Raw genomic sequence first — 18591 nt, forward strand, 5'->3', positions numbered from 1 at the left:
CTGCCTTTGCTGATTCTCAAGTATACTCTTTGAGTCCACTTGTAGAAGTTAACAATACCACATTTGTGCACATTTGTCAAGCGCTTTGCGCCACTCCGGCCCGCTTCCACACACTCATACCGCGGCGCGCGCATGTCCGGGGCTCAGTTGAAGATATAGACGCTATAGCCTTCAAAGATGCGGGAAATATACCCGATCCGCTCTGTCTGCAGGGCCATGTCCTGATTGTCCCGGACCTGCATCGGAAAACCGACCGTCATCCGGTGCTTGAGCACATAGTCTTTCAGCTTGCCCACTGCCTCATAATATGCCGCATCGCCGCCATCCGCGTCCAGGAACAGGGTGGCGATGAATTTGCCGTTTTCCGCCGCATAGGTGATGAGGCACTTGCCGACAAGCGCCCTTTTGTCGGCGGTTTTGTCCAGCAGCGCCTTGATTTTCCTGTAAACGGACAGATATTGGTCGGAAAACGTCTTGGTGATGCCGGAAAACGTATCGCCGTGATGATACAGCAGGAGCACATGCACATCGACTTTTTCTTCCAGCGCCTTGTCCCCGTTCGTCTCGATGACCGGCTGCCCCAGATATTTGCCGATGTCCGCGCAGAGCCTGCCGCGCAGTTCGCGGCAGTTTTCGCGCAGGTGCGCCCGGTCTTTGAGGCGCAGGGCCTTTGCAACCTTGACGATCTCCCGGTTTTCCGGCAGAATGCGCGGATAGGTATCCACCAGCCACGGATGCTCTTCCAACAGCTGCAGGATACACATGGACTTATACTGCGGAAACAGGCCGACATCCAATATCGTGCCGTTCACACAGAAATGGGACGGATTTTCGCTGAAAACAGGCATATTGGAGTCGGTCGGAATCACGATGACACCGTGCCTGTCCACATATCGCATTGCCAAAAATAAGGTATCGTTGAGTTTTTTAAAATACGCCAGCGCTTCCCGGTCGTTCTTGTCTGCCACGCCCATCAATCCGTTCTTCCTCTATATAAAAATCAATGACTATATCACCCGTGCCATATAACCGACATTATATACCATTTTCTGAACGGACGCAACCGAATCGGCGCGCGGCTTTTACCCAATGGTGTAATACCGCAGCACATGCGGCACATAGTACGGGTCGCCGTAGCCGTTGCTGTTTTTCATTTTGGAAAAAGCAAGGGCATTGGCGATGGAGTAGCCCCCGTTGCTCTTTGCCCATGGAATAAACGTCCAGCCAAAATTATACCCCTGCAGGGCGAGCTGGATGGCGGCAATATCATCCGGCCCCGTGCAGCCGGCCATCTGCAAATCTTCCTGAAGTTCCTGTATGCCGTCGGCAATGGATTGCGCGGGCGTGCAGGCGTTTCCATATTCAGACTGCATCACGTCGTCGCACTGCCCGTCGCTTTCCTGCTGGATCACGGCCATAATCAGGTTCACATATGGGCTGGCGCCAAATTGAGCGGCTATCTGCGTCACCAGGCCCCGATAGGCCAGCACGGAAGCGTCCAGCTTGCCGCCGCCCACTGTGACCGGGCCGGAGAAGCTTCCCCCTTGTCCGGCCGATGCCGCCGCACGGGCGGCCGCGGCCTGCTCCGCGAAAGCCTCCGTGATCTTGGCATAGGTCTGCGTAGCCTGTGCGCTCACCGCCGCAGCCTGCTGTTGCGCCGCCTGCATGCCGGCCTGCGCCTGCGCGACCATCTGGGCCTGCGCGGCGACCTGCCCGTTGAGCGCGTTCTGCTTGGCGGTCATCTGCCCCTGCGTCACAAACAGATCCTGCTGGGTTTTCTGCAAGGCGGCGCGGTCTTCCTGAAGCCTGCTCTCCGTTTGCTTCAGGTCATTGATGATCTTCTGGTCGTGTGACGAGACCGCGCGCACGATCTCGACCCGCGTGAAGAAATCCGAAAGGCTGGAGGAAGAAAAGAGGACATCCAAAAACGTGTCCTGCCCGCTCATATACAGGGCGCGCAGCCGCTGTTTCAGCAAATTCATGTTATAGTCCTGCTGCGCCTGCGTGTCGGTGATGGCACGCTCTTTGCTCTGCATATCCGCGTTGGTCGCATCCACCTGCGCCTGCAGTAGCGCAATCTGCTGCTTCGTCACGCCGATCTGCGCATTCAGATTTGTGATCTGCGTCTGTCCGGCCTGCACCGCGCCGCTTTGCGAGGATATCTGGCTTTGCAGTTGCTGCTGCTGTTTCTGCAGCTGCGCATACTGGTTCTGCAGCGCTTCAACGGAATCCGCCGACGCCGGAAGCGGAGCCGCAGCCCCTGCGCACAGCAGCGCAGCCAACGACACCGCCGCCGCCCGTACGGCCCACGTCCGTTTCCGCATGATATCCATCGCAAAGTCCCTTTCTTCCGTAACCGTATTGTAACGATATTGTAATCATACACCTTTTTGATAAATAAATCAACCACAATATCCAATAAATGGGCATTTCGCACTGTGCATGGGGCGCCGCAGCCCCAAGCACCGCATACCGCATGCAAAACAAAAAAGAGTGAAATTTTTCTTTTTCATCCGGCCGGTTTGTCCCGCCTTTTTCACCCGTCCGCGTAACCCGCCCGCCGCGCGATCCGACTGCTGCGGCCATTCGCCGCGCTTTGCGCGGTGTATGCCTGCACACCCGCCCTGCAGTCTTTTCCTGCACGCCCATACTGCAGGCGTGCAGTATTTTTTTGTTTGAAAACTCACTATAGTAAGAACGTGCTTTAAACCCACACCGGAGGACGTTCGTCCCCGGAAAACCAGACACCGGGAGCAGACAGTATGGACACAGCCACCTGGATCAACGCCATTCCCCCGCTCGCGCTTTCCGTCGGCGTCGGCGTCGTCGGTTTTTTCCTCCGGCGCACCATCGCGCAGGTGGACCGGCACGAAGCGGATCTCAGCGAAATCAAAGACCGCTTCGTCACCAAAGAGGAATGGGGCGGCCTGCAAGACGAACTGCGCGCGGAAATGTGCAGGCTTTCCGGCGGCATCGACTCGCTGAAGGAGAACACCATCCGCAAGGACGATTTCGTGCGGGAGATTGCCGACCTCAACAGGCGGCAGGACCGCATCTATGACATCCTGCTCGAGCTGAAAGGAGAACGAACCATTGGATAAAGCAGAACTCACCCGCCGCATCGAGGCCGGCGCTTTCGCGGAAAACAACGGCCGGGTGCTCCGCACCGTCAACATTTTGCAGGGGAACGACATCCGCCTGCACAGCCTGCGGTACGCGCTGGCCGACCTCTCCCCCGGCGCGCTGCGCGAGTCCCTTTTTTATTTGCAGGACGCGGGCTATCTCCGCGCGGAGGACGGCGCCGCCCACCGGCGCGCCGACGTTTCCCAAGCGGATGAAACCACCGTCCTGCGGCTTACGGCCAAAGGCATGCAGCTTCTCAAAGGCTATGCCGGCGACCCGGCCGTGCATATTTGAAAGGAGGAAGCCGATGGAAAACCACGGGCAAAACCCCATCCGCGGCCTGTCCCCCGCGGTGCGCGACACCGTGGAGCAGATGCTTCTCGGCGGCGAGTCCTATTTCGAGATCGCGGCCTATCTCGCGGGTCACGGGCTGCAAACCGGCGTCGAGAGCATCAGCGAATACGCGGCCACGCTCAACGCCAATGTAGCGACCCTGCGCAAAGCGCAGAACGACCTGCGGAAAATGCTCGCGGAGGTGGAGCGCTGCCCCGCGCTGGAAACAAGCGACGCCGTGCTCCGGCTGGCCATGGGGCATGTGCTCCGCGCCCTCACCGAATCCGACGGGGCGGATGCGGCGTCCATCGAGCGTGCCATCCACGCCGCCGTGGGGCTCATCAATGCCGCCGCCTATAAAAAACGGGCCGATTTCACCGCACAGCTCAGCGTCGAACGGGGACTCGACTCCGTCGGCGGGATGCTTTTCACCGCGCTCGCCCGAGAGCGCCCCGCGCTGTATAACGAAGTGTATGCCTTTTTAAAGGAAAAGAAAGCCGCCTTGCGGCGGGAAAGGGGGGAAAGCGCATGCCCGCGCAGCTTGAAAACATCCGGCGGCTGACGGGCTGGATGGAAGCCTGCCGTCCCTCCGAAAAAGCGGAAGCCGCCCTGCGCCGTGCCGGAGAAGATTTTTACACCTTCTGCCGCCTGCGCGCGCCGGCGTTCTACAAGCCGGATCGTGCCTATCTCGCCGCGCTCTGCCGGGCCATGCAGGCATTTTATGAGAGCGCGGAGGAGCTGCTCATCCTCAACCTGCCGCCCCGGCACGGCAAAAGCCGCACCGCCGGGTTGTTCGCGCAGTGGGTGTTCGGCCGCCGCCCCGCCGAAAAGATCATGACCGGCAGCTACAACGAGCGCCTTTCCGCTTCGTTTTCCAAAACGGTGCGCGCCGCCGTTATGGAAAGAAAAGCGGAACCGGGTCAAACCGTCTTTTCCGATATTTTTCCCGGTCTGCGCGTCAAGCGGGGCGAAGCGGCCTCCACCCTCTGGGCGCTGGACGGGCAGTTTGCCAGCTATCTGGCCACCAGCCCCACCGGCACGGCCACGGGCTTCGGCTGCTCGCTGCTCATCCTCGACGACATCATCAAAAACGCCTACGAGGCCCACAACGCCGCCCTGCTCGACGCGCAGTGGAGCTGGTTCACCGACACCATGCTTTCGCGGGTGGAAGAAGGCGGCAAGATCCTGCTCATCATGACACGCTGGGCCACCGGCGACCTTGCCGGACGGGCGGAAAAGCTCTTCACCGCGCAGGGCCGCCCGCCCCGCGTCATCCGCATGAAGGCTCTGCGGGAAGACGGCTCCATGCTCTGCCCGGACATTCTCGCCCGCCGCACCTATGAGCGCAAGCGCCGCCTGATGGGCGCGGACATCGCCTCCGCCAACTATCAGCAAGAGCCAATCGACCTCAAAGGCCGGCTTTACGGCGTGTTCCAAACGTATGACGTTCCGCCCCAGAGCAGAAGCGGCGCGCCGGATTTTTCCGAGCGTCTCGCTTATGTAGACACGGCGGACACCGGCTCCGACGCGCTCTGCGCCGTCATCTGGGGCGTGCGCGGGCACGATGCCTACGTCCTCGACGTGTATTACACCGCCGCCCCGATGGAGATCACCGAACCGGAGCTTGCCAGACGGTTAAAGGCGCAGGGCGTCACCCGGGCGCGCATCGAGAGCAACAACGGCGGGCGCGGCTTTGCCCGCGCCGTGGCGCGCTGTCTGGAGGAAGACCTGCGCTGTTTCCGCACGCAGGTGCGCTGGTTCACACAGAGCAAAAATAAAGAGGCGCGCATTCTCACCGCCGCGCCGTGGCTGGCGCTGCACCTGCGTTTCCCCGCCGACTGGCGCGGCCGCTGGCCGGAATATGCCGCCGCCATGCTGTCCTATCAGCGCGCGGGGAAAAACGCGCACGACGACGCGCCGGACGCCACCACCGGCGTTGCCGAAACCATGCTGCTTTTACAGGAGGGATAACAAATGGGATGGATGTCCGATATGGAGCAAACCCTGTCCGCCGTCCGGCAGCGCATCGTGTCCAAGCTGCGTTTTCAGCCCGCCGGCGCCTTTTCCGCCACCATTTACGAGCCGTACAGCCACGCGGCCAACGTCGCCAAAAACCGCATCTGGTATCGCGGCGAGCCGTCGGAGCTGTTCCAGTTTTATAAAAGCTGCGCGGCCTCCGCAGCGGGCGACGGGGTCAACCGCTCGCGCTTCTGGGCGGCTGTGCCCTCGCGCGGCATGCAGATCCGCAAGATTCACACCGGCCTGCCCGCTCTCTGCGTGGACAAGCTGGCCGACATCGTGGCCACCGACATGCAGCCCGTCGCGTTTTCGGGGCCAAACGCCGTCGAGGCGCAGGCAAGATGGAACCGCATCGCCGCCGCGAACGATTTTGCCGAGCTGGTGCGCCGCGCCGTGGTAGAGACCGACGTGACCGGCGACGGCGCGTTCAAAATTTCTTATGATCCCGGCGTCTCTCCCCTGCCGCTGCTTGAGTTCTACAGCGGCGAACAGGTCAGCTATACCACCGTGCGCGGCCAGATCACCGAAGTGCTTTTCTACACACAAAAAGAGCTGGACGGGCAGCGTTTTCAGTTCACCGAAACCTACGGCCCCGGCTTTGTGCGCTATGCGCTCTGCGACCGGCTGGGCCGTCCGGCCGACGCCGCGGCGTTTCACGAGCTTGCGGATCTCAAGCCGGTCGCATGGGCCGCGCCGGTCATGTGGGCCGTGCCGCTCGCTTTTGCCCATTCCCCCATGTTTCCGGGCCGGGGCCGCAGCGTGTTCGACGGCAAATGCGACATGTTCGACGCGCTCGACGAGGACATCAGCCAATGGACGGACGCGGTGCGCGCGGGCCGGGCGGCGCGGTATATCCCGCTCGACCTCATCCCGCGGGATACATCGACCGGCGCGCCCATCGAACCGAATCCCTTTGATAATCAGTTCATCGCCGTGCGCGGAACCATGTCCGAGACGCAAAACGGGCAGGTGCAGGTCGTCCAGCCGGAGATCCGCAGCGACGCCTACCGCCGGAAATACGCCGCCGATCTGGAGATCGCCCTCATGGGCCTGCTCTCTCCGTCCACGCTCGGTCTCGGCATGGAGCAGCGCGATAACGCCTCCGCCCAGCGCGAAAAAGAAAAAACCACGCTGTACAGCCGCGCCAAACGTGTGGCCGCTCTGGAGCAGGCGCTTCCAAAGCTGGCAAAAGCCGCGCTTGCCGTCGAGGACATCCTCGCGGGGCGGGCCGTCGGGCAGTATGCCTGCACCGTCAGTTGGGGGGAATACGCCAACCCGTCGTTTGAAAGCGTCGCCGCCACCGTCGGGCAGGCCAGACAAGCGGGCGTGCTCTCCATCGAGCGCGCGGTGGAAGAACTCTATGGCCATAACATGAGCACGGAGGAAAAGCGGCAGGAAGTCGCGCGCATCAAAGAAGAACGCGCGCCCGCCAAACAGAACACATAAAAGCAGATGTTCCCGCCACCCGCGCCCGCGTCCAAAGCGGCTGAAGACGAAAAAAGCTGCGCGCCGCCCGCCGGGCGAAAACGGCAGAGCACCCACCGCGACCAAAGGAGGAACTCATGGCAGATCATCGGGAAGAAAACGCGGCGCCGGATATCCCGGCCGCAGCCCGGACGGATGAAAAGCGCTATACCCAAAAAGAGCTTGACACCGCCGTCGAAAAGCGGCTGGCCGAGGAGCGGCGCAAGGCTCCCGGCCGCCTCGCCAAAGCCAACCGGCGGCACCTCGCCGCCGAGGCCAAACTCGCCGCCGTCACCCTCGGCGTGCCGCCAAAGCGCGCCGCCTACGCCGCCAAGCTGGCCGATCTCGCCGCCGTGCCCGTGGATGAGGAAACCGGGCCGGACGCTGCCGCCGTCAAAAAAGCCGTGCAGACCGTGCTGGCGGACATTCCGGAGCTGAAACTCTCCGCACAGGATGAAAAAGCCCCCGGCCTGCGCATCGGCGCAAACAGCACTCCTTCACACCGGGAAAGCGCCGCGCCCGCGGCCTCCCGCGTCAAACCGTGGAATAAATTCCGCGGCTAACCGTCCGAATACAACGCGGCATCCCGCATGCCGCCCCGCAAAGGAGGAACTACCATGGCACTCAATTATGCCGAGCAGTGGAACAATGAACTGTTGGACATTTTCGCGCAGGAAGCGCTCTGTTCCCCGTTTATCACCACCAATGTGCGCTGGCTTTCGGCCCGCGTGTTCCACTTCACCCAGATGAGCACCAGCGGCTTCGGCGCGCATAAGCGCAGCGGCGGCTGGAATACCGGCACCTTCACGCAGGCCGACAACACCTATACCGTCGGCTTCGACCGCGACATCCAGTTTCTCGTGGACAAGGCCGACGTAGACGAAACCAACGAGGTCGCTTCCATCCGCAACATCTCCGACGTGTTCCAGAAAACGCAGGCCGTCCCGGAGCTCTGCGCCTATTTTTTCTCCCGCGTGGCGCAGGCCGCGCAGGCACAGAGCGGCTACCACTCCGCCACCGCCGCGTCGGACAATGCCTTTTCGCCCGCCAATGTGTTTGAAACGCTCAAAGGCTTCCTTGCCGCCGGCAAACTGCGCCGCTATCGGGCGCGCGGCGCGCTCGTCATGTACGTCACCAGTGCCGTAATGAGCGCACTCGAGCAGTCGCCCCTGTTCACCCGGCAGATCAATATGACCGCCCTCACCAACGACGGCGTCGGGCTGGAAACGCGCGTGACCAACATTGACGGCGTACCGGTGGTTGAGGTCATCGACGACGAGCGATTTTACGACAAATTCGATTTCACGTCCGGCTTCGCACCGGTGGCGCACACCGCTTCCGTCACCGGCTCGCATAAGATTAACGTTCTCATCGCGTCCCAGCTCACCACCTTCTGCGTGCCCAAAATTTCCAGCATCTATTTCTTTGCGCCCGGCACGCACACCGAGGGCGACGGTTATCTCTACCAGAACCGGCAGCTTTCCGACGTGTTCGTCTTCCCCAACGGCAAAGACAACGCCATTGACAGCGTCTATGTCGATGTGGACACGGCGGAGTATGGCGCATAACCTTTCCAAAACGCGGGCGAAGGAGGTTTTCCCATGGCTTATGCGGATACGGATTTTTACACAAATACCTACGGCGGCACGCTGCCCGCCGGCACCGCGCTTGAAAACCTGCTGGCGCGCGCCACCGACGACATCGACAGCGCGGTGTATGGGCACATCGGCGCGCAGGGCGGCTTCGCGGCTCTTACGGCGTTCTGCCAAAGGCAGGTGCAGTTTGCCGTCTGCGCGCAGGCCGACCACCTGCAAGCCGCCGGCGGCCTTGCCGATCTGGCCGGCGTGGACAGCTATCAGGTCGGAGATGTGTCCCTAAAACTGCAAAGCGGCAGTTTCCCCCGGCTCGCGCCGCGCGCGCGGCGCTATCTCGAACCCACGTCGCTGCTCTGTCGGGGGGTGTGACCATGCGTGTGCCGTACATCGCACAGATTTGGGATACCACGCCCGTCACCGTCCGTCTTACCGACGGACTGACGGAGGGCGGCGCGCCGCAGGAAGCCGTCTCCTACACCGGCAAATGCAATTTTTCGGAGGTTGCCAAAACCAAACGGCAGGCCGACGGCACGCTCGTGCAGTTGGCCGCCCGCCTCACCATCGGCGGGGACATCGCGCCCGGGCTGCCGGTGCTGACCGGCTGCGTGGAAATCGGCGGGCGAACCTGGCAGATTGTCACGGCCGCCCGCCCGCGCAACCCGGACGGCACCGTGCATCACACGGCGCTGGGCCTTGCCTGAACAAAAGAAGGCGAACGGCATGGTATCCATCAGCCTGCAATCGAATGCTCTGGAGCAGTTGAAAACCGCGCTCACACGCGCCCTTGCGCAAACCGCCGAGGCGATCCTCGCCCGGGAGCGGGCCGATGCCGTCATCCCCATGGACAGTGGGCGGATGCAAAACCGGCAGACTTTTGTGGACGCCGCCCGCGCACGGAACGGCATCGTGGAGATCGTGACCGACGCGCCGCAGGCCGCCCGCCTGTATTTTCATCCTACGTATCACTTCCGCCGTGATAAAAACGCCAACGCGCGCGGCGAATGGTGGGAACCGTGGATAAGCGGCAGCCGCCGCGGTGAAGCCGCCGGGCTGTTTGCCTTGTCCGTTCAAACACTTGCAAAGGAGATTTTGCGATGATGCATGTATCCGATGTCATCGGCTGGCTCAAGACCAAATACCCCGGGACCGGGGTGTTCCACAGCGCCATTCCAAAGCGCGAACCCTTCTGCCTCGGCGTTTATCCCAAGCAGCGAGGCGCTTCCATTCTCGCGGTCGGCGGCGCCGCCTGCACGTCCTGCGCCCTGTTACCGGTGGACATCCTCATTCATTGGGGCGAGGATGCGGGCGCCTGCGAAGCGCTCGCCGACAGCCTGTACGCCCTGTTTTGGGGCAACACATCCGAGCGCGTCGGGGGGTATCCCGTCCGTCGGTTTCTGCTGCCGGACGCGGCCCCCGCCGGCGTCGGGCGGGACAGCGCGAATATTTGCGAAATGGTCATCCGCGTCAACATTTTATATGAAACCGCCGCGTCCTCTTAAAGCGCGGCGTGAAAGGCAGGAATTTTTATGGCTGTTTATCCCACACACGGGTTGACTTTCAAAGTCGGCAAGGCGGGCGATGCGTCCGCCGCCATCGCGGTCAAAGACGTTTACAGCATCGAGCCCAAGCTCAAAGGGCAGGTCAAAACCTGGAACCCGCTCGACCAGCACGGCTGGCAGCGGGCGCTGATGACAGGCAAGGCCCTCACCATCACACACAAGGGGCAGCGCAACGAAGGCGACCCCGGCAACGACCTCATCGCCGACCTGCTTTTGGCCGTCGGCAGCGCCTGCACCATCCCCTACGAGATCGACTTTCCAAGCGGCGCCAAACTCAGCGGCAATGTCGTGGTCGATCTCTCCACCCCGTTCGGCGGCGCGTCCACCGATCTCTCCGCGCTGGAGTGGGACGCGGTGTTCGATGGCGCGCCGATTTGGACGGCGGCCTGATTTTTCTAATACTTGGAGGTTTCCGCATGAATGTGAATCTGGATACTTATTTTGACGCGCAAAAGCCCACCGTCACGGTGTTTGGCCGCGCGTATGAAGTGGACAACGACTATAAAAAAGTGCTGGCCGCGCAGCGGAAATTCACCGGCATACAGCCGGGCGCCGACAGCGGCGCGCTCATGCGCGAGCTGCTCACGGACGCGCTGACGGGCGGACGGCAGGCGGCGGAGGAAATCCTCGCGCACAACATGCCGTTTGCGTTCTGGAACCTGCTGCAATTCGGCGTGCTTGCCGCCATGACGGGCAAAAGCGTCGAACAGCTCCGCGAGGCCGCGCGGCAGGCGCAGACCGGCGCCACCTTTCGCCCCGGAAACGGCACGGAGAAACGGCTTTGATTTTGAGGAGGATTATCCACTCATCGTCGCCTCCTTCGCGTTTGCTTACGGGCTGCGGCTTCGTTCGCCCGCCACGCACATTCCATGGCCGGAGTTCACGGCGCTGCTTGCCGGTCTGCCCGCACAAGCGCCCCTCCCGCAGCTTGTCGCCATCCGGATGGCAAGCGATGAAGAAGCGGAGCATTTCGGCGCGGCGGCGCGTCAGGCGCGCGCGGACTGGCAAATGCGCCTGGCGGAACGCGCGGCAGGCGGAAGCGAAAACCCGGCGGCCTGTCTGGAACAGGTCTTTGGAGCGCTGTTCGGTCGGCGGCGCTGAAACATGAAGCATACTGACCGAAGCGCCGGAAAGAAGGATTTTTTATGGCAGAAAACGTAGGTGCCGTTTCGTTTGGCGTCCATCTGGACATCAGCACGCTTGAAACACAAATCTTCAATATCGGCGGCACGGCCGGTGCGGCGCTGCAATCCGTTTTGTCCGGCGTCTTTTCTTCCACGGTCGTCTCCGGTTTTTTCGACGCCGTCGGCACGGGGTTTCTCGACATGGCGGGCGGCGCGCGGGCGGCCGGGCAAAACGTCGTGGGGGCCATGTCGCAGGCGTGGGGCGGCATCCAAAATATCTGGGGCGGCGCGGGCGGCTGGTTTCGCGGCTTATGGGGCGGCATGCGCGGCGTCTTTGACGGTGCAGTCGGCTGGCGCGACCCGTTCGCGCAGGCATGGGGCGGCATCCAGAGCATCTGGAGCGGCGCGGGCGGCTGGTTCGATTCGGTTGCGCACAGCGTCACCGGCGCGTTCAACGGTACAGGCGACCGTATCCGTGACGCATTCCTCTCAGGCACCACTTTTCTCCAGTCTCTGCCGCAGGAAGCGGCGGCATGGGGCGGCGATATTGCTTCCGCCCTTGCCGAGGGCATCCAAAACGCCGCAGGCGCCGTACGCACCGCCGTAAGCGGCATCGCGCAGGACATTCGCAGCTTCCTGCACTTTAGCGAGCCGGACACCGGCCCGTTGGTCGGCTTCCACACATGGCCCCAAGACATGCTGGACGGAATGGCCGACGATATCCGAGGACATCAGGACTCTGTGCTGGCGGCCGTGAACGGTCTGGCCTCCGGCATGGCCGCCGCGCTGCAAACCGCGCCGTACGCACTGGACATCCGAGCAGGCATGTCGGCGCTGAACAGCGTGCAGAGCGCCCCCATCACCACCAATAACACCCGGGCCCCGGTCATCAACATCAACGGGCCGGTGTCTCTGGCGCAGGCAGGCGGAAAAAAGCAGCTCCTGCAGCAGCTTCAGTTCCTTGCCGGGATCTGACGTACGCGATGCCCAAACATACAGGACCCGGACACAGCCCGGTTCATCTGACTCTTCGGAAAGGAGCACTCATGTCACGTACGGCTCAAAACATCTGCTTTCCCCCATGCAGCGGATCGCTGCACATCCCGCATCGACGCGGCTCTCCATTTTCATACCTTGGGCAAATGCCGTCGGGAGGATATTCTGATGCTGCATGACGTCATCTTCGGAGCCCCCAAGAACCTGCTCAGGCTGCTTTCCAGCGCGCAGTCCGCAAACGGCGTCACCGCACAGGTGGCTGCAAACGGTCTGGTCACGCTTTCCGGCACCGCCACGGCGGATACCACCATTACCCTGCCCGTAAACGCAGTCACACTCGGCACGGGTGCCTACACCGCCTCGCTTACCGCCAAAAACGGCTATGCGACCGGAACGGTGACGGCGGCCATAACGCAGACGGCGCAAGCTACACAGGTCATAACCAATGGTAATTTCGCCACGTCAAGCAATAATCTGGCGACGGGATTTGCAGTAGGACATGGGGTAGCAGTATCTTGCACAAATAACACACAGACATTTAGAGCGACTGCACAGAGTGGCCAGCTTGATATGTACAATTATCCATATTTATCAGGTCATAAATATTTCATACGCTGTTATGTGCAGGCTACATCTACGAGCGTAGTCCTATACGCCCAAAATGGTACTGCCGTTACTCATCCAGGTGACGGAAAGTATGAGCCATTGTCATGCATAGTAACAGTAACGGTTTCAAATTTTTATGCGGTTATTGTCGACAGAAGAACATCCGGATGGGACAACATCTCCGTCCAATCCTTCATGGCTATTGACATGGGAACCGATGCATCCAACCCGCTTTACAATCTCGCCGCCGCCCAGATGGCGGCATTGTTTCCGTCGTATTTCGATGGCGCCAAAGCCGTTACACTACCCAATCCATTCGCGACCGTATCCGTCGGTAGCCCCGCCACGTTCACCGCACAATCCGGGCAGTCCATTCCGTCCGTGCAGATTTCTATTCCGGCCGGCACAGCCTGCTCGCAATATGCGGTGGGTCTGCAGGTCGAATCCGGAAGCACGGCGACCGGATGGGTGTCCCCCGGTACACAGGGCGTCATTTTCTACCCCGCCGAGGGTGAAACCGGCACCATCACCAACACCGGAAATGTGGACGCCTATCCGATCATCACCATCACCGGCGCGTGCGCCAACCCATCCGTGACCAATGACACGACCGGGGAGAGCATCTCCGTCAACCTCGCCCTTGGCAGCACGGACACGCTCGTCATCGACTGCCGCCCCGCCACGCGCGGCTGTTACCTCAACGGCACGCTGGCGTTCGGCATCAAGCAGGAACTTGGGTGGATACACTGCCCGCCGGGTGACAATGTGCTGACGTTCGCCCGCAACGGCTACGACACCAAGCGCCACTGCACCGTCAGCCTGCAAGGGAGGTATCTGTAATGTACGTCAAGCTCTTTGACCGCAGCCACATACAGCTCGACGAGCTGTACCAGTTCAGCCCGCCGAAATACGGCTGGACACTGAACGACATCGACACCATGGCGCTGGACATTGCGCTGTCCGACCCCAAATGCACGCCCGCCAACATGCAGCTCGGCAACCATCTTGAATATGCGGCGGACGACGGCACGCCCATCTGGGGCGGATATATCGCCGGGCACAGCTTCGACGACGCCAAGCTGACCCTCAACTGTGTGGATTACAATGCCCTGCTCAAATACCGCCGCCTGCGCGCCAAACAGTACGCCACGATGGACTATGGCATACTCAACCGCCAGCTCATCGACGACGCGCAGGCCGCGCGCCCGGATTACCCCATCGGGCTGACCGGGTACTCCATCGCCGCCGGAGCCATCGACACCACGCGCGAGGTCAAGGCGACCGACCTGCTGCTTGCCAAGCTCAAAGACATCAACGCCGACGCCAACTATGACTATTGGATGGACGAGGCCCGTGTCTATCACTTCGCCCTGCGGCGCGGGGCGGACAAGCCGCAGTATGTGCTCGAATACGGCGGCGAGGCGGACAACATCATCGCCGCGCCCACGCTGGCACGGGATATCCTCAACCTCGCCAACGACGTCTACGCCGAAAGCACCGTGACCGACGATAGCAACAACAGCACGACCATCACCAGCGAACAGCAGGACGCATCCAGCCAGTCCACCTACGGCCTGTATGAGGGCACGTTCAGCCCCAATGACGGCGTAACCGATCAATCCACGCTGGATACGCAGACGCAGGCGGCGCTTGCATTGGACAGCGCTCCGGCGGACAGCATCACCCTCACCTGCACCGACGGCACGCTCTGCCCGTTTGACGATCTCGCCATCGGCGACCGCGTGACTCTGCATCTCGCGCCCTACTTCGACTACACCGCCAGCGTGCGGGTGCTGCGCATGGTGCAGGATGACGACAAACAGACGCGCGAGATCACCGTGGGCAGCGTGGTATATAAGCCGCAAGGCCCGCAGCGCCGCGCTTACGCCGGATAAGGAGGACTATTTCATGGCAAACCGCACCCAATTTTTCAGCGACGGTACGACCGTCTACGGCGCGTCGGACTTCATCGCGCCAATGAACGCGCTCACCACCAGCGGCATTATCGGCGGCTATCAGGTTACGGCCCCGTCATCCGGCATGACAGTCAACGTCGCGGCGGGCAGCGCCATCCTGAATGGTGTGCTGACGACCGACGACACCACGCAGGCCGTTCCCGTTCCCACCAACACCGGCGGAAACGCACGCACCGACGCCATCGTGCTGCAAATCGACGCCACCGCCATGACCACGACCGTCGTCGATGTTCCCGGCGCCACCACGGAGGCAGCCAACCAGATTCTGCTGGCGGTCGTCACGGTGCCCGCCGGGGCAAGCAGCATCGTGGCCGGAAACATCGACGGCAGCGGGCGCGTTTACGCCGGGCTGGACAACCCCTTCGCGGCGGTAGCATCCGCTTCGCTGGGGTCCAACGGCTATGTGCTGCTGGGGAACGGTCTGGCACTGCAATGGGGCACACTCTCGCTTGGCGCTTTCCCCGCTTACACGGATGTATCTTTCCCGCAGGCATTTAGCGCCGTGCCGTTTACCATCGTGGCCACCATGGAGGACAGCGCACCGTATGCCGTATCCACCGCCGTGTGGACGGCAACCAAATTTACGGCAATCCAGGCGGATAGCGTGGCGCACCTTGTACACTGGTTCGCCATCGGCCCGATGACGGTGGCAAGGATGTGATTCACATGCATTATACAGGCAGACCGCCGCAAAAGGAGGAATGACATGCAAAGAAAAATTTTATGTGCCGCTGCCCTGCTGGCCGCCGTGTTTCTGCTGGCCACGCCCGCATGGGCGTCTATGCCTGCCGCAGGCACTGCGTACTGCCACGGCGTGGATATCTATCACGGAACAAGCGACAACGGACAGATCAATTGGAACAGACTGGCGCAAACACAGAATTTCGTCTACATAAAAACCGACGAAGGCATATCGTATGTGGACAGAATGTGGACGGTCAACCGCACCGCAGCAGCCGCTCACGGCATGGCATGGGGGCCGTATCACTTCCTGCGTCTTAACAGCGACCCCGTGGAACAGGCAGACAGTTTCTGGGCGCGCATCCGGGGCACCGGATATTCTCTTGTTCCTGCCGTAGATGTAGAAAGCTACGACGGACAACAGAGTGCCGCCTCCATGCGGCAGATCATCCGGGTATTCATCACGGAGTTTCAGCGCGTTTCCGGCATCACACCAGTGCTCTACACCTACACGGCCTACGCCAATGACATCCTGCACGGGCAGTTTTCCGATCTGCTGCTCTGGCTGGCCGATTACCGGGGCTATGCCGGAGATGTGGTCGGCTGGGGGGCATGGGATGCCTGGCAGTACAGCGAGCGGGGGCAGATAGACGCCATTGCCAACGGCAAAGTCGATCTGGACTATGCCACGGCGGAAATCTTCCTGGCTGCGCCGGCAGCCGCCATTGCCAACCGACCCGTGCCTGCGCCGTCCTGTGAAGCGTCGGACTACTACGAGGTTCCAAGCCTGCCACAGGCCCCCAACAGCCGTGCCGGGGCGGATTTCTACATCCGGGACCGGGATGGCGCACGCATCAGCAGCCACCAGGTAGACGCAGGTGACCCGCTCATCATCCTGTCGGTGGATTACGCCACGCAGCTCACCGAGGTGCTGTATCCCAACTACGCCGCCGACGGCTGGTTTCACGGCTATATCGTCAATGACGAGGCACACCTGCATAACACCGGCTGGCGCCAGTGGAAAAATGGCAGGTCGGACGAGCCCGCATATACTGTAGATGGCGAATATATGGGCACGCTCAGCCCATATGAACACGCCACGATCCTGAAACGCTGCGCAGACGGGCGCACACTTCTTCTGTACGACACCGCCCGCGGGAGCGAAACCAAAAGCGGATACGTTCGGTATCCCGGAAAATAAGGAGGATTGTTTATGAAAAACGCCATTCAAAGCCTGCTTTTGGACAAGTCGTTTTGGGCAGCCGTCATTTCTCTTGTCACATCCATCCTGATTGCTTACAATGTGCCGCAGGGAAGCATCGAGCAAATCACCGCCATTATTGCGGCAGCCGGCACCTTTATCGCATATATTGTCTCCAACGGCATCCTGTCCGCGGCTCGAATCAGAGCCGACGCCCAAATCAGAACCGCAGAGATTGCCAAAGGTATACAGAACACGGAGGCTCGCACATGCCGCACCAATACACGCTAAAAAAAGATCCTGAAGACTTGCGCGACTTTAAATTCTCCGCACTGGCACCGGTTACCATTCTGCACGACACCGACTACACCGCCAAATTTCCGCCCGTCTGGGATCAGGGGCAGCTCGGCAGCTGCCAGAGCCACGCCATCGACGCCATCGACGCCTATATCAAGGGCTATGCGTTCACGCCGTCCCACCTGTTCGAATATTATAATGTCCGCGTCCTTGAGAACACGGTCAACCAAGACGCGGGTGGCAACCTGCGCGACACCTGTGCGGCTCTGGCCAAAAATGGCGTGTGCGACGCGACCATTTGGCCGTATGACATCTCCAAGTTTGCCATAAAGCCCCCACAGGCGGCTTATAACAACGCCAATTTCGACAACGACAGAATCTACACCTACTACCGCGTATCCGGCATCGACCAGATCCGGCAGGCACTTTCCGCCGGGCACACGCCGCTCATCGGCATCCGGATATACGAAAATTTTGAGTCGCAAACCACGCTGAGCACCGGTATCATTCCCGCGCCGCGCGGCGCGCTCCTGGGCGGTCATGCACTGGTCATCGTCGGGCACCATGACGAGCCGGCAAGCGGTTGCAAGGCCAAAGAGTTCATTCAGCATGTTTTCTTTAAAAAATCCACGGGCAATGTCAAGATCCGCAACAGTTGGGGCACCGGAATCGGGCTGAGCAGCAGCGGATATTTTCAGGCAACCTATGAGGTATTGGAGCAGTTGCTCATGGACATTTGGGTAATTGTTTCCTGAAATTCGCCCGGCGCGGCATAAAAGACGGGGGCCTCCCTCTTTGCAGAGCAGAGGTTCCCGCTTTTTTATGCATCATAATCGAGCCAATCGGGTATAAAATCTGTTGAATTTGACAAAAGGATGTTCTATAATGGGTACAACCGGTCGAACGTCGGCAGCCAATTGGCTTCGGCTGTCCTCGTCTGCATGGATCCGGAATCTATATCTTTCAAGAACACGAAAACAGGGGGGACGTTTCCATGTTTTCTACCGGCGTTGAAGGAAACCTGTCTCACTTTGAAACACATGGCCGAGAAATCGATTATGCTCTGATCGAATGGTTCGACGCAAGCAAGCATGTTCTGCGCCTGCCCACACAGGCCGGGCGGGAAATCGGTATCCGCAAACCGGAAGGCGCCGCTCTGCGCGACGGCGATGTGTTGTACCATGATGAAAACCTCGTCATCGCGGTACGCATCCGGCGCTGTTCCGTCCTTCGCGTCCGCCTGCACGACCCCGTGCAGGCAGCCCGGCTGGGGTATGAGTTGGGAAACCGCCACCTGCCTATTTCCATTACAAAGGATGTGCTGGAAGTACCGTTTGACGAACCCACCGAGCAGCATCTGGTAAAACTCGGCTTCTTGCCTGAGCGGGCGGAATGCATCTTCCGGGGGCATATGCCTTCGCATCATCACCACGAATAGACACGCCGCGGAGGAAGTTTTCTTTCCTCCGCTTTTTTTTGCGCGGATTTTATGATACAATAAAATAAACGCCTGCCGGTGCGGATTCGGTGAACCTGTTCGCACCCGTTTTATCGCAAAAAAGCGCTGTCCGCGCCGCGAGAGGGCGGCCGATTTTTTACGGCGGGCGGCATGCGCCG

General features: G+C 60.8%; 24 protein-coding genes and 1 pseudogene. 23 read left to right on the top strand and 2 right to left on the bottom strand.

Annotated elements, in window-relative coordinates; all coding sequences use genetic code 11:
• Window positions 1-143: 143 nt before the first annotated feature.
• Together ETHHA_RS07975 and ETHHA_RS07980 are read right to left on the bottom strand one after the other, a co-directional pair.
• Window positions 144-974: a hypothetical protein gene (locus ETHHA_RS07975; protein WP_013485472.1), complete on the bottom strand. Its 831-nt coding sequence runs from the start codon at window positions 972-974 to the stop codon at window positions 144-146.
• 108 nt (window positions 975-1082) lie between these two features.
• The gene (locus ETHHA_RS07980; RefSeq protein ID WP_013485473.1) at window positions 1083-2333 is read right to left on the bottom strand and encodes a lysozyme family protein; all 1251 of its coding nucleotides are present in this window, start codon (window positions 2331-2333) and stop codon (window positions 1083-1085) included.
• 429 nt (window positions 2334-2762) lie between these two features.
• Between ETHHA_RS07980 and ETHHA_RS07990 the strand changes: the two genes are divergently transcribed.
• From ETHHA_RS07990 to ETHHA_RS08090, 23 genes and pseudogenes are all read left to right on the top strand, one after another.
• On the top strand, window positions 2763-3101 hold the full coding sequence (locus ETHHA_RS07990; RefSeq protein WP_013485474.1) for a hypothetical protein: 339 nt from the start codon (window positions 2763-2765) through the stop codon (window positions 3099-3101).
• Entirely contained in the window at window positions 3094-3417 is a 324-nt protein-coding gene (locus ETHHA_RS07995; RefSeq protein WP_013485475.1) for a hypothetical protein, read from the top strand. The genes ETHHA_RS07990 and ETHHA_RS07995 overlap by 8 nt, the downstream gene beginning before the upstream one ends.
• 13 nt (window positions 3418-3430) lie before the next feature.
• Window positions 3431-4018, top strand: coding sequence for a phage protein Gp27 family protein (locus ETHHA_RS08000; RefSeq protein ID WP_013485476.1), 588 nt, complete (start codon window positions 3431-3433; stop codon window positions 4016-4018).
• Window positions 3985-5427 (top strand): phage terminase large subunit, encoded by a 1443-nt coding sequence (gene terL, locus ETHHA_RS08005; RefSeq protein ID WP_013485477.1) that lies wholly within the window; start codon window positions 3985-3987, stop codon window positions 5425-5427. Before ETHHA_RS08000 ends, terL begins: the two co-directional genes overlap by 34 nt.
• A 3-nt stretch (window positions 5428-5430) precedes the next feature.
• Window positions 5431-6921, top strand: coding sequence for a putative phage minor capsid protein (locus ETHHA_RS08010; protein ID WP_013485478.1), 1491 nt, complete (start codon window positions 5431-5433; stop codon window positions 6919-6921).
• A 116-nt stretch (window positions 6922-7037) separates the two neighbouring features.
• A complete protein-coding gene (locus tag ETHHA_RS08015; RefSeq protein WP_013485479.1) occupies window positions 7038-7502 on the top strand; it encodes a hypothetical protein in 465 nt (154 codons plus the stop codon).
• A 54-nt stretch (window positions 7503-7556) separates the two neighbouring features.
• Entirely contained in the window at window positions 7557-8507 is a 951-nt protein-coding gene (locus ETHHA_RS08020) for a hypothetical protein (RefSeq protein ID WP_013485480.1), read from the top strand.
• A 33-nt stretch (window positions 8508-8540) separates the two neighbouring features.
• On the top strand, window positions 8541-8903 hold the full coding sequence (locus ETHHA_RS08025) for a head-tail connector protein (protein WP_013485481.1): 363 nt from the start codon (window positions 8541-8543) through the stop codon (window positions 8901-8903).
• Window positions 8904-8905: 2 nt separating this feature from the next.
• Window positions 8906-9235 carry a hypothetical protein gene (locus tag ETHHA_RS08030; protein WP_013485482.1) on the top strand — a complete coding sequence of 110 codons (330 nt, stop codon included), beginning with the start codon at window positions 8906-8908 and terminating at the stop codon, window positions 9233-9235.
• Between the two features lie 19 nt (window positions 9236-9254).
• Window positions 9255-9632 carry a hypothetical protein gene (locus tag ETHHA_RS08035; RefSeq protein ID WP_013485483.1) on the top strand — a complete coding sequence of 126 codons (378 nt, stop codon included), beginning with the start codon at window positions 9255-9257 and terminating at the stop codon, window positions 9630-9632.
• Complete coding sequence (locus ETHHA_RS08040; RefSeq protein WP_013485484.1) at window positions 9629-10033, top strand: hypothetical protein; 405 nt, start codon at window positions 9629-9631, stop codon at window positions 10031-10033. The genes ETHHA_RS08035 and ETHHA_RS08040 overlap by 4 nt, the downstream gene beginning before the upstream one ends.
• A 27-nt stretch (window positions 10034-10060) precedes the next feature.
• Window positions 10061-10483 carry a phage tail tube protein gene (locus ETHHA_RS08045; RefSeq protein WP_013485485.1) on the top strand — a complete coding sequence of 141 codons (423 nt, stop codon included), beginning with the start codon at window positions 10061-10063 and terminating at the stop codon, window positions 10481-10483.
• 26 nt (window positions 10484-10509) lie between these two features.
• A complete protein-coding gene (locus tag ETHHA_RS08050; protein WP_013485486.1) occupies window positions 10510-10878 on the top strand; it encodes a hypothetical protein in 369 nt (122 codons plus the stop codon).
• 22 nt (window positions 10879-10900) lie between these two features.
• A pseudogene (locus tag ETHHA_RS16335) lies at window positions 10901-10990 on the top strand (hypothetical protein); the annotation flags it as partial.
• A 45-nt stretch (window positions 10991-11035) separates the two neighbouring features.
• Window positions 11036-11194, top strand: a complete 159-nt coding sequence (locus tag ETHHA_RS16065) for a hypothetical protein (RefSeq protein WP_242822056.1) — start codon at window positions 11036-11038, stop codon at window positions 11192-11194.
• 44 nt (window positions 11195-11238) lie between these two features.
• Entirely contained in the window at window positions 11239-12192 is a 954-nt protein-coding gene (locus ETHHA_RS08055; RefSeq protein ID WP_013485487.1) for a phage tail family protein, read from the top strand.
• 189 nt (window positions 12193-12381) lie between these two features.
• Window positions 12382-13659, top strand: a complete 1278-nt coding sequence (locus ETHHA_RS08060; protein WP_013485488.1) for a phage distal tail protein — start codon at window positions 12382-12384, stop codon at window positions 13657-13659.
• Window positions 13659-14714, top strand: coding sequence for a hypothetical protein (locus tag ETHHA_RS08065; protein WP_013485489.1), 1056 nt, complete (start codon window positions 13659-13661; stop codon window positions 14712-14714). The genes ETHHA_RS08060 and ETHHA_RS08065 overlap by 1 nt, the downstream gene beginning before the upstream one ends.
• 13 nt (window positions 14715-14727) lie before the next feature.
• Window positions 14728-15456, top strand: a complete 729-nt coding sequence (locus tag ETHHA_RS08070; RefSeq protein ID WP_013485490.1) for a gp53-like domain-containing protein — start codon at window positions 14728-14730, stop codon at window positions 15454-15456.
• A gap of 45 nt (window positions 15457-15501) precedes the next feature.
• Complete coding sequence (locus ETHHA_RS08075) at window positions 15502-16677, top strand: glycoside hydrolase family 25 protein (protein ID WP_013485491.1); 1176 nt, start codon at window positions 15502-15504, stop codon at window positions 16675-16677.
• A 12-nt stretch (window positions 16678-16689) separates the two neighbouring features.
• Complete coding sequence (locus ETHHA_RS08080) at window positions 16690-16968, top strand: hypothetical protein (RefSeq protein ID WP_013485492.1); 279 nt, start codon at window positions 16690-16692, stop codon at window positions 16966-16968.
• On the top strand, window positions 16947-17729 hold the full coding sequence (locus ETHHA_RS14595; protein WP_013485493.1) for a C1 family peptidase: 783 nt from the start codon (window positions 16947-16949) through the stop codon (window positions 17727-17729). Before ETHHA_RS08080 ends, ETHHA_RS14595 begins: the two co-directional genes overlap by 22 nt.
• A 239-nt stretch (window positions 17730-17968) precedes the next feature.
• Window positions 17969-18412 carry an urease accessory protein UreE gene (locus ETHHA_RS08090; protein WP_013485494.1) on the top strand — a complete coding sequence of 148 codons (444 nt, stop codon included), beginning with the start codon at window positions 17969-17971 and terminating at the stop codon, window positions 18410-18412.
• Window positions 18413-18591: the final 179 nt, after the last annotated feature.

The sequence above is a fragment of the Ethanoligenens harbinense YUAN-3 genome (assembly GCF_000178115.2).
Classification (GTDB): domain Bacteria; phylum Bacillota; class Clostridia; order Oscillospirales; family Ethanoligenentaceae; genus Ethanoligenens; species Ethanoligenens harbinense.

Bases quoted from the DNA above. Each gene is read 5' to 3' on its own strand.
- ETHHA_RS07975 (WP_013485472.1), bottom strand. From the start codon at position 974: ATGGGCGTGGCAGACAAGAACGACCGGGAAGCGCTGGCGTATTTTAAA.
- ETHHA_RS07980 (WP_013485473.1), bottom strand. From the start codon at position 2,333: ATGGATATCATGCGGAAACGGACGTGGGCCGTACGGGCGGCGGCGGTG.
- ETHHA_RS07990 (WP_013485474.1), top strand. From the start codon at position 2,763: ATGGACACAGCCACCTGGATCAACGCCATTCCCCCGCTCGCGCTTTCC.
- ETHHA_RS08000 (WP_013485476.1), top strand. From the start codon at position 3,431: ATGGAAAACCACGGGCAAAACCCCATCCGCGGCCTGTCCCCCGCGGTG.
- terL (WP_013485477.1), top strand. From the start codon at position 3,985: ATGCCCGCGCAGCTTGAAAACATCCGGCGGCTGACGGGCTGGATGGAA.
- ETHHA_RS08010 (WP_013485478.1), top strand. From the start codon at position 5,431: ATGGGATGGATGTCCGATATGGAGCAAACCCTGTCCGCCGTCCGGCAG.
- ETHHA_RS08015 (WP_013485479.1), top strand. From the start codon at position 7,038: ATGGCAGATCATCGGGAAGAAAACGCGGCGCCGGATATCCCGGCCGCA.
- ETHHA_RS08020 (WP_013485480.1), top strand. From the start codon at position 7,557: ATGGCACTCAATTATGCCGAGCAGTGGAACAATGAACTGTTGGACATT.
- ETHHA_RS08025 (WP_013485481.1), top strand. From the start codon at position 8,541: ATGGCTTATGCGGATACGGATTTTTACACAAATACCTACGGCGGCACG.
- ETHHA_RS08030 (WP_013485482.1), top strand. From the start codon at position 8,906: ATGCGTGTGCCGTACATCGCACAGATTTGGGATACCACGCCCGTCACC.
- ETHHA_RS08035 (WP_013485483.1), top strand. From the start codon at position 9,255: ATGGTATCCATCAGCCTGCAATCGAATGCTCTGGAGCAGTTGAAAACC.
- ETHHA_RS08040 (WP_013485484.1), top strand. From the start codon at position 9,629: ATGATGCATGTATCCGATGTCATCGGCTGGCTCAAGACCAAATACCCC.
- ETHHA_RS08045 (WP_013485485.1), top strand. From the start codon at position 10,061: ATGGCTGTTTATCCCACACACGGGTTGACTTTCAAAGTCGGCAAGGCG.
- ETHHA_RS08050 (WP_013485486.1), top strand. From the start codon at position 10,510: ATGAATGTGAATCTGGATACTTATTTTGACGCGCAAAAGCCCACCGTC.
- ETHHA_RS16065 (WP_242822056.1), top strand. From the start codon at position 11,036: ATGGCAAGCGATGAAGAAGCGGAGCATTTCGGCGCGGCGGCGCGTCAG.
- ETHHA_RS08055 (WP_013485487.1), top strand. From the start codon at position 11,239: ATGGCAGAAAACGTAGGTGCCGTTTCGTTTGGCGTCCATCTGGACATC.
- ETHHA_RS08060 (WP_013485488.1), top strand. From the start codon at position 12,382: ATGCTGCATGACGTCATCTTCGGAGCCCCCAAGAACCTGCTCAGGCTG.
- ETHHA_RS08065 (WP_013485489.1), top strand. From the start codon at position 13,659: ATGTACGTCAAGCTCTTTGACCGCAGCCACATACAGCTCGACGAGCTG.
- ETHHA_RS08070 (WP_013485490.1), top strand. From the start codon at position 14,728: ATGGCAAACCGCACCCAATTTTTCAGCGACGGTACGACCGTCTACGGC.
- ETHHA_RS08075 (WP_013485491.1), top strand. From the start codon at position 15,502: ATGCAAAGAAAAATTTTATGTGCCGCTGCCCTGCTGGCCGCCGTGTTT.
- ETHHA_RS08080 (WP_013485492.1), top strand. From the start codon at position 16,690: ATGAAAAACGCCATTCAAAGCCTGCTTTTGGACAAGTCGTTTTGGGCA.
- ETHHA_RS14595 (WP_013485493.1), top strand. From the start codon at position 16,947: ATGCCGCACCAATACACGCTAAAAAAAGATCCTGAAGACTTGCGCGAC.
- ETHHA_RS08090 (WP_013485494.1), top strand. From the start codon at position 17,969: ATGTTTTCTACCGGCGTTGAAGGAAACCTGTCTCACTTTGAAACACAT.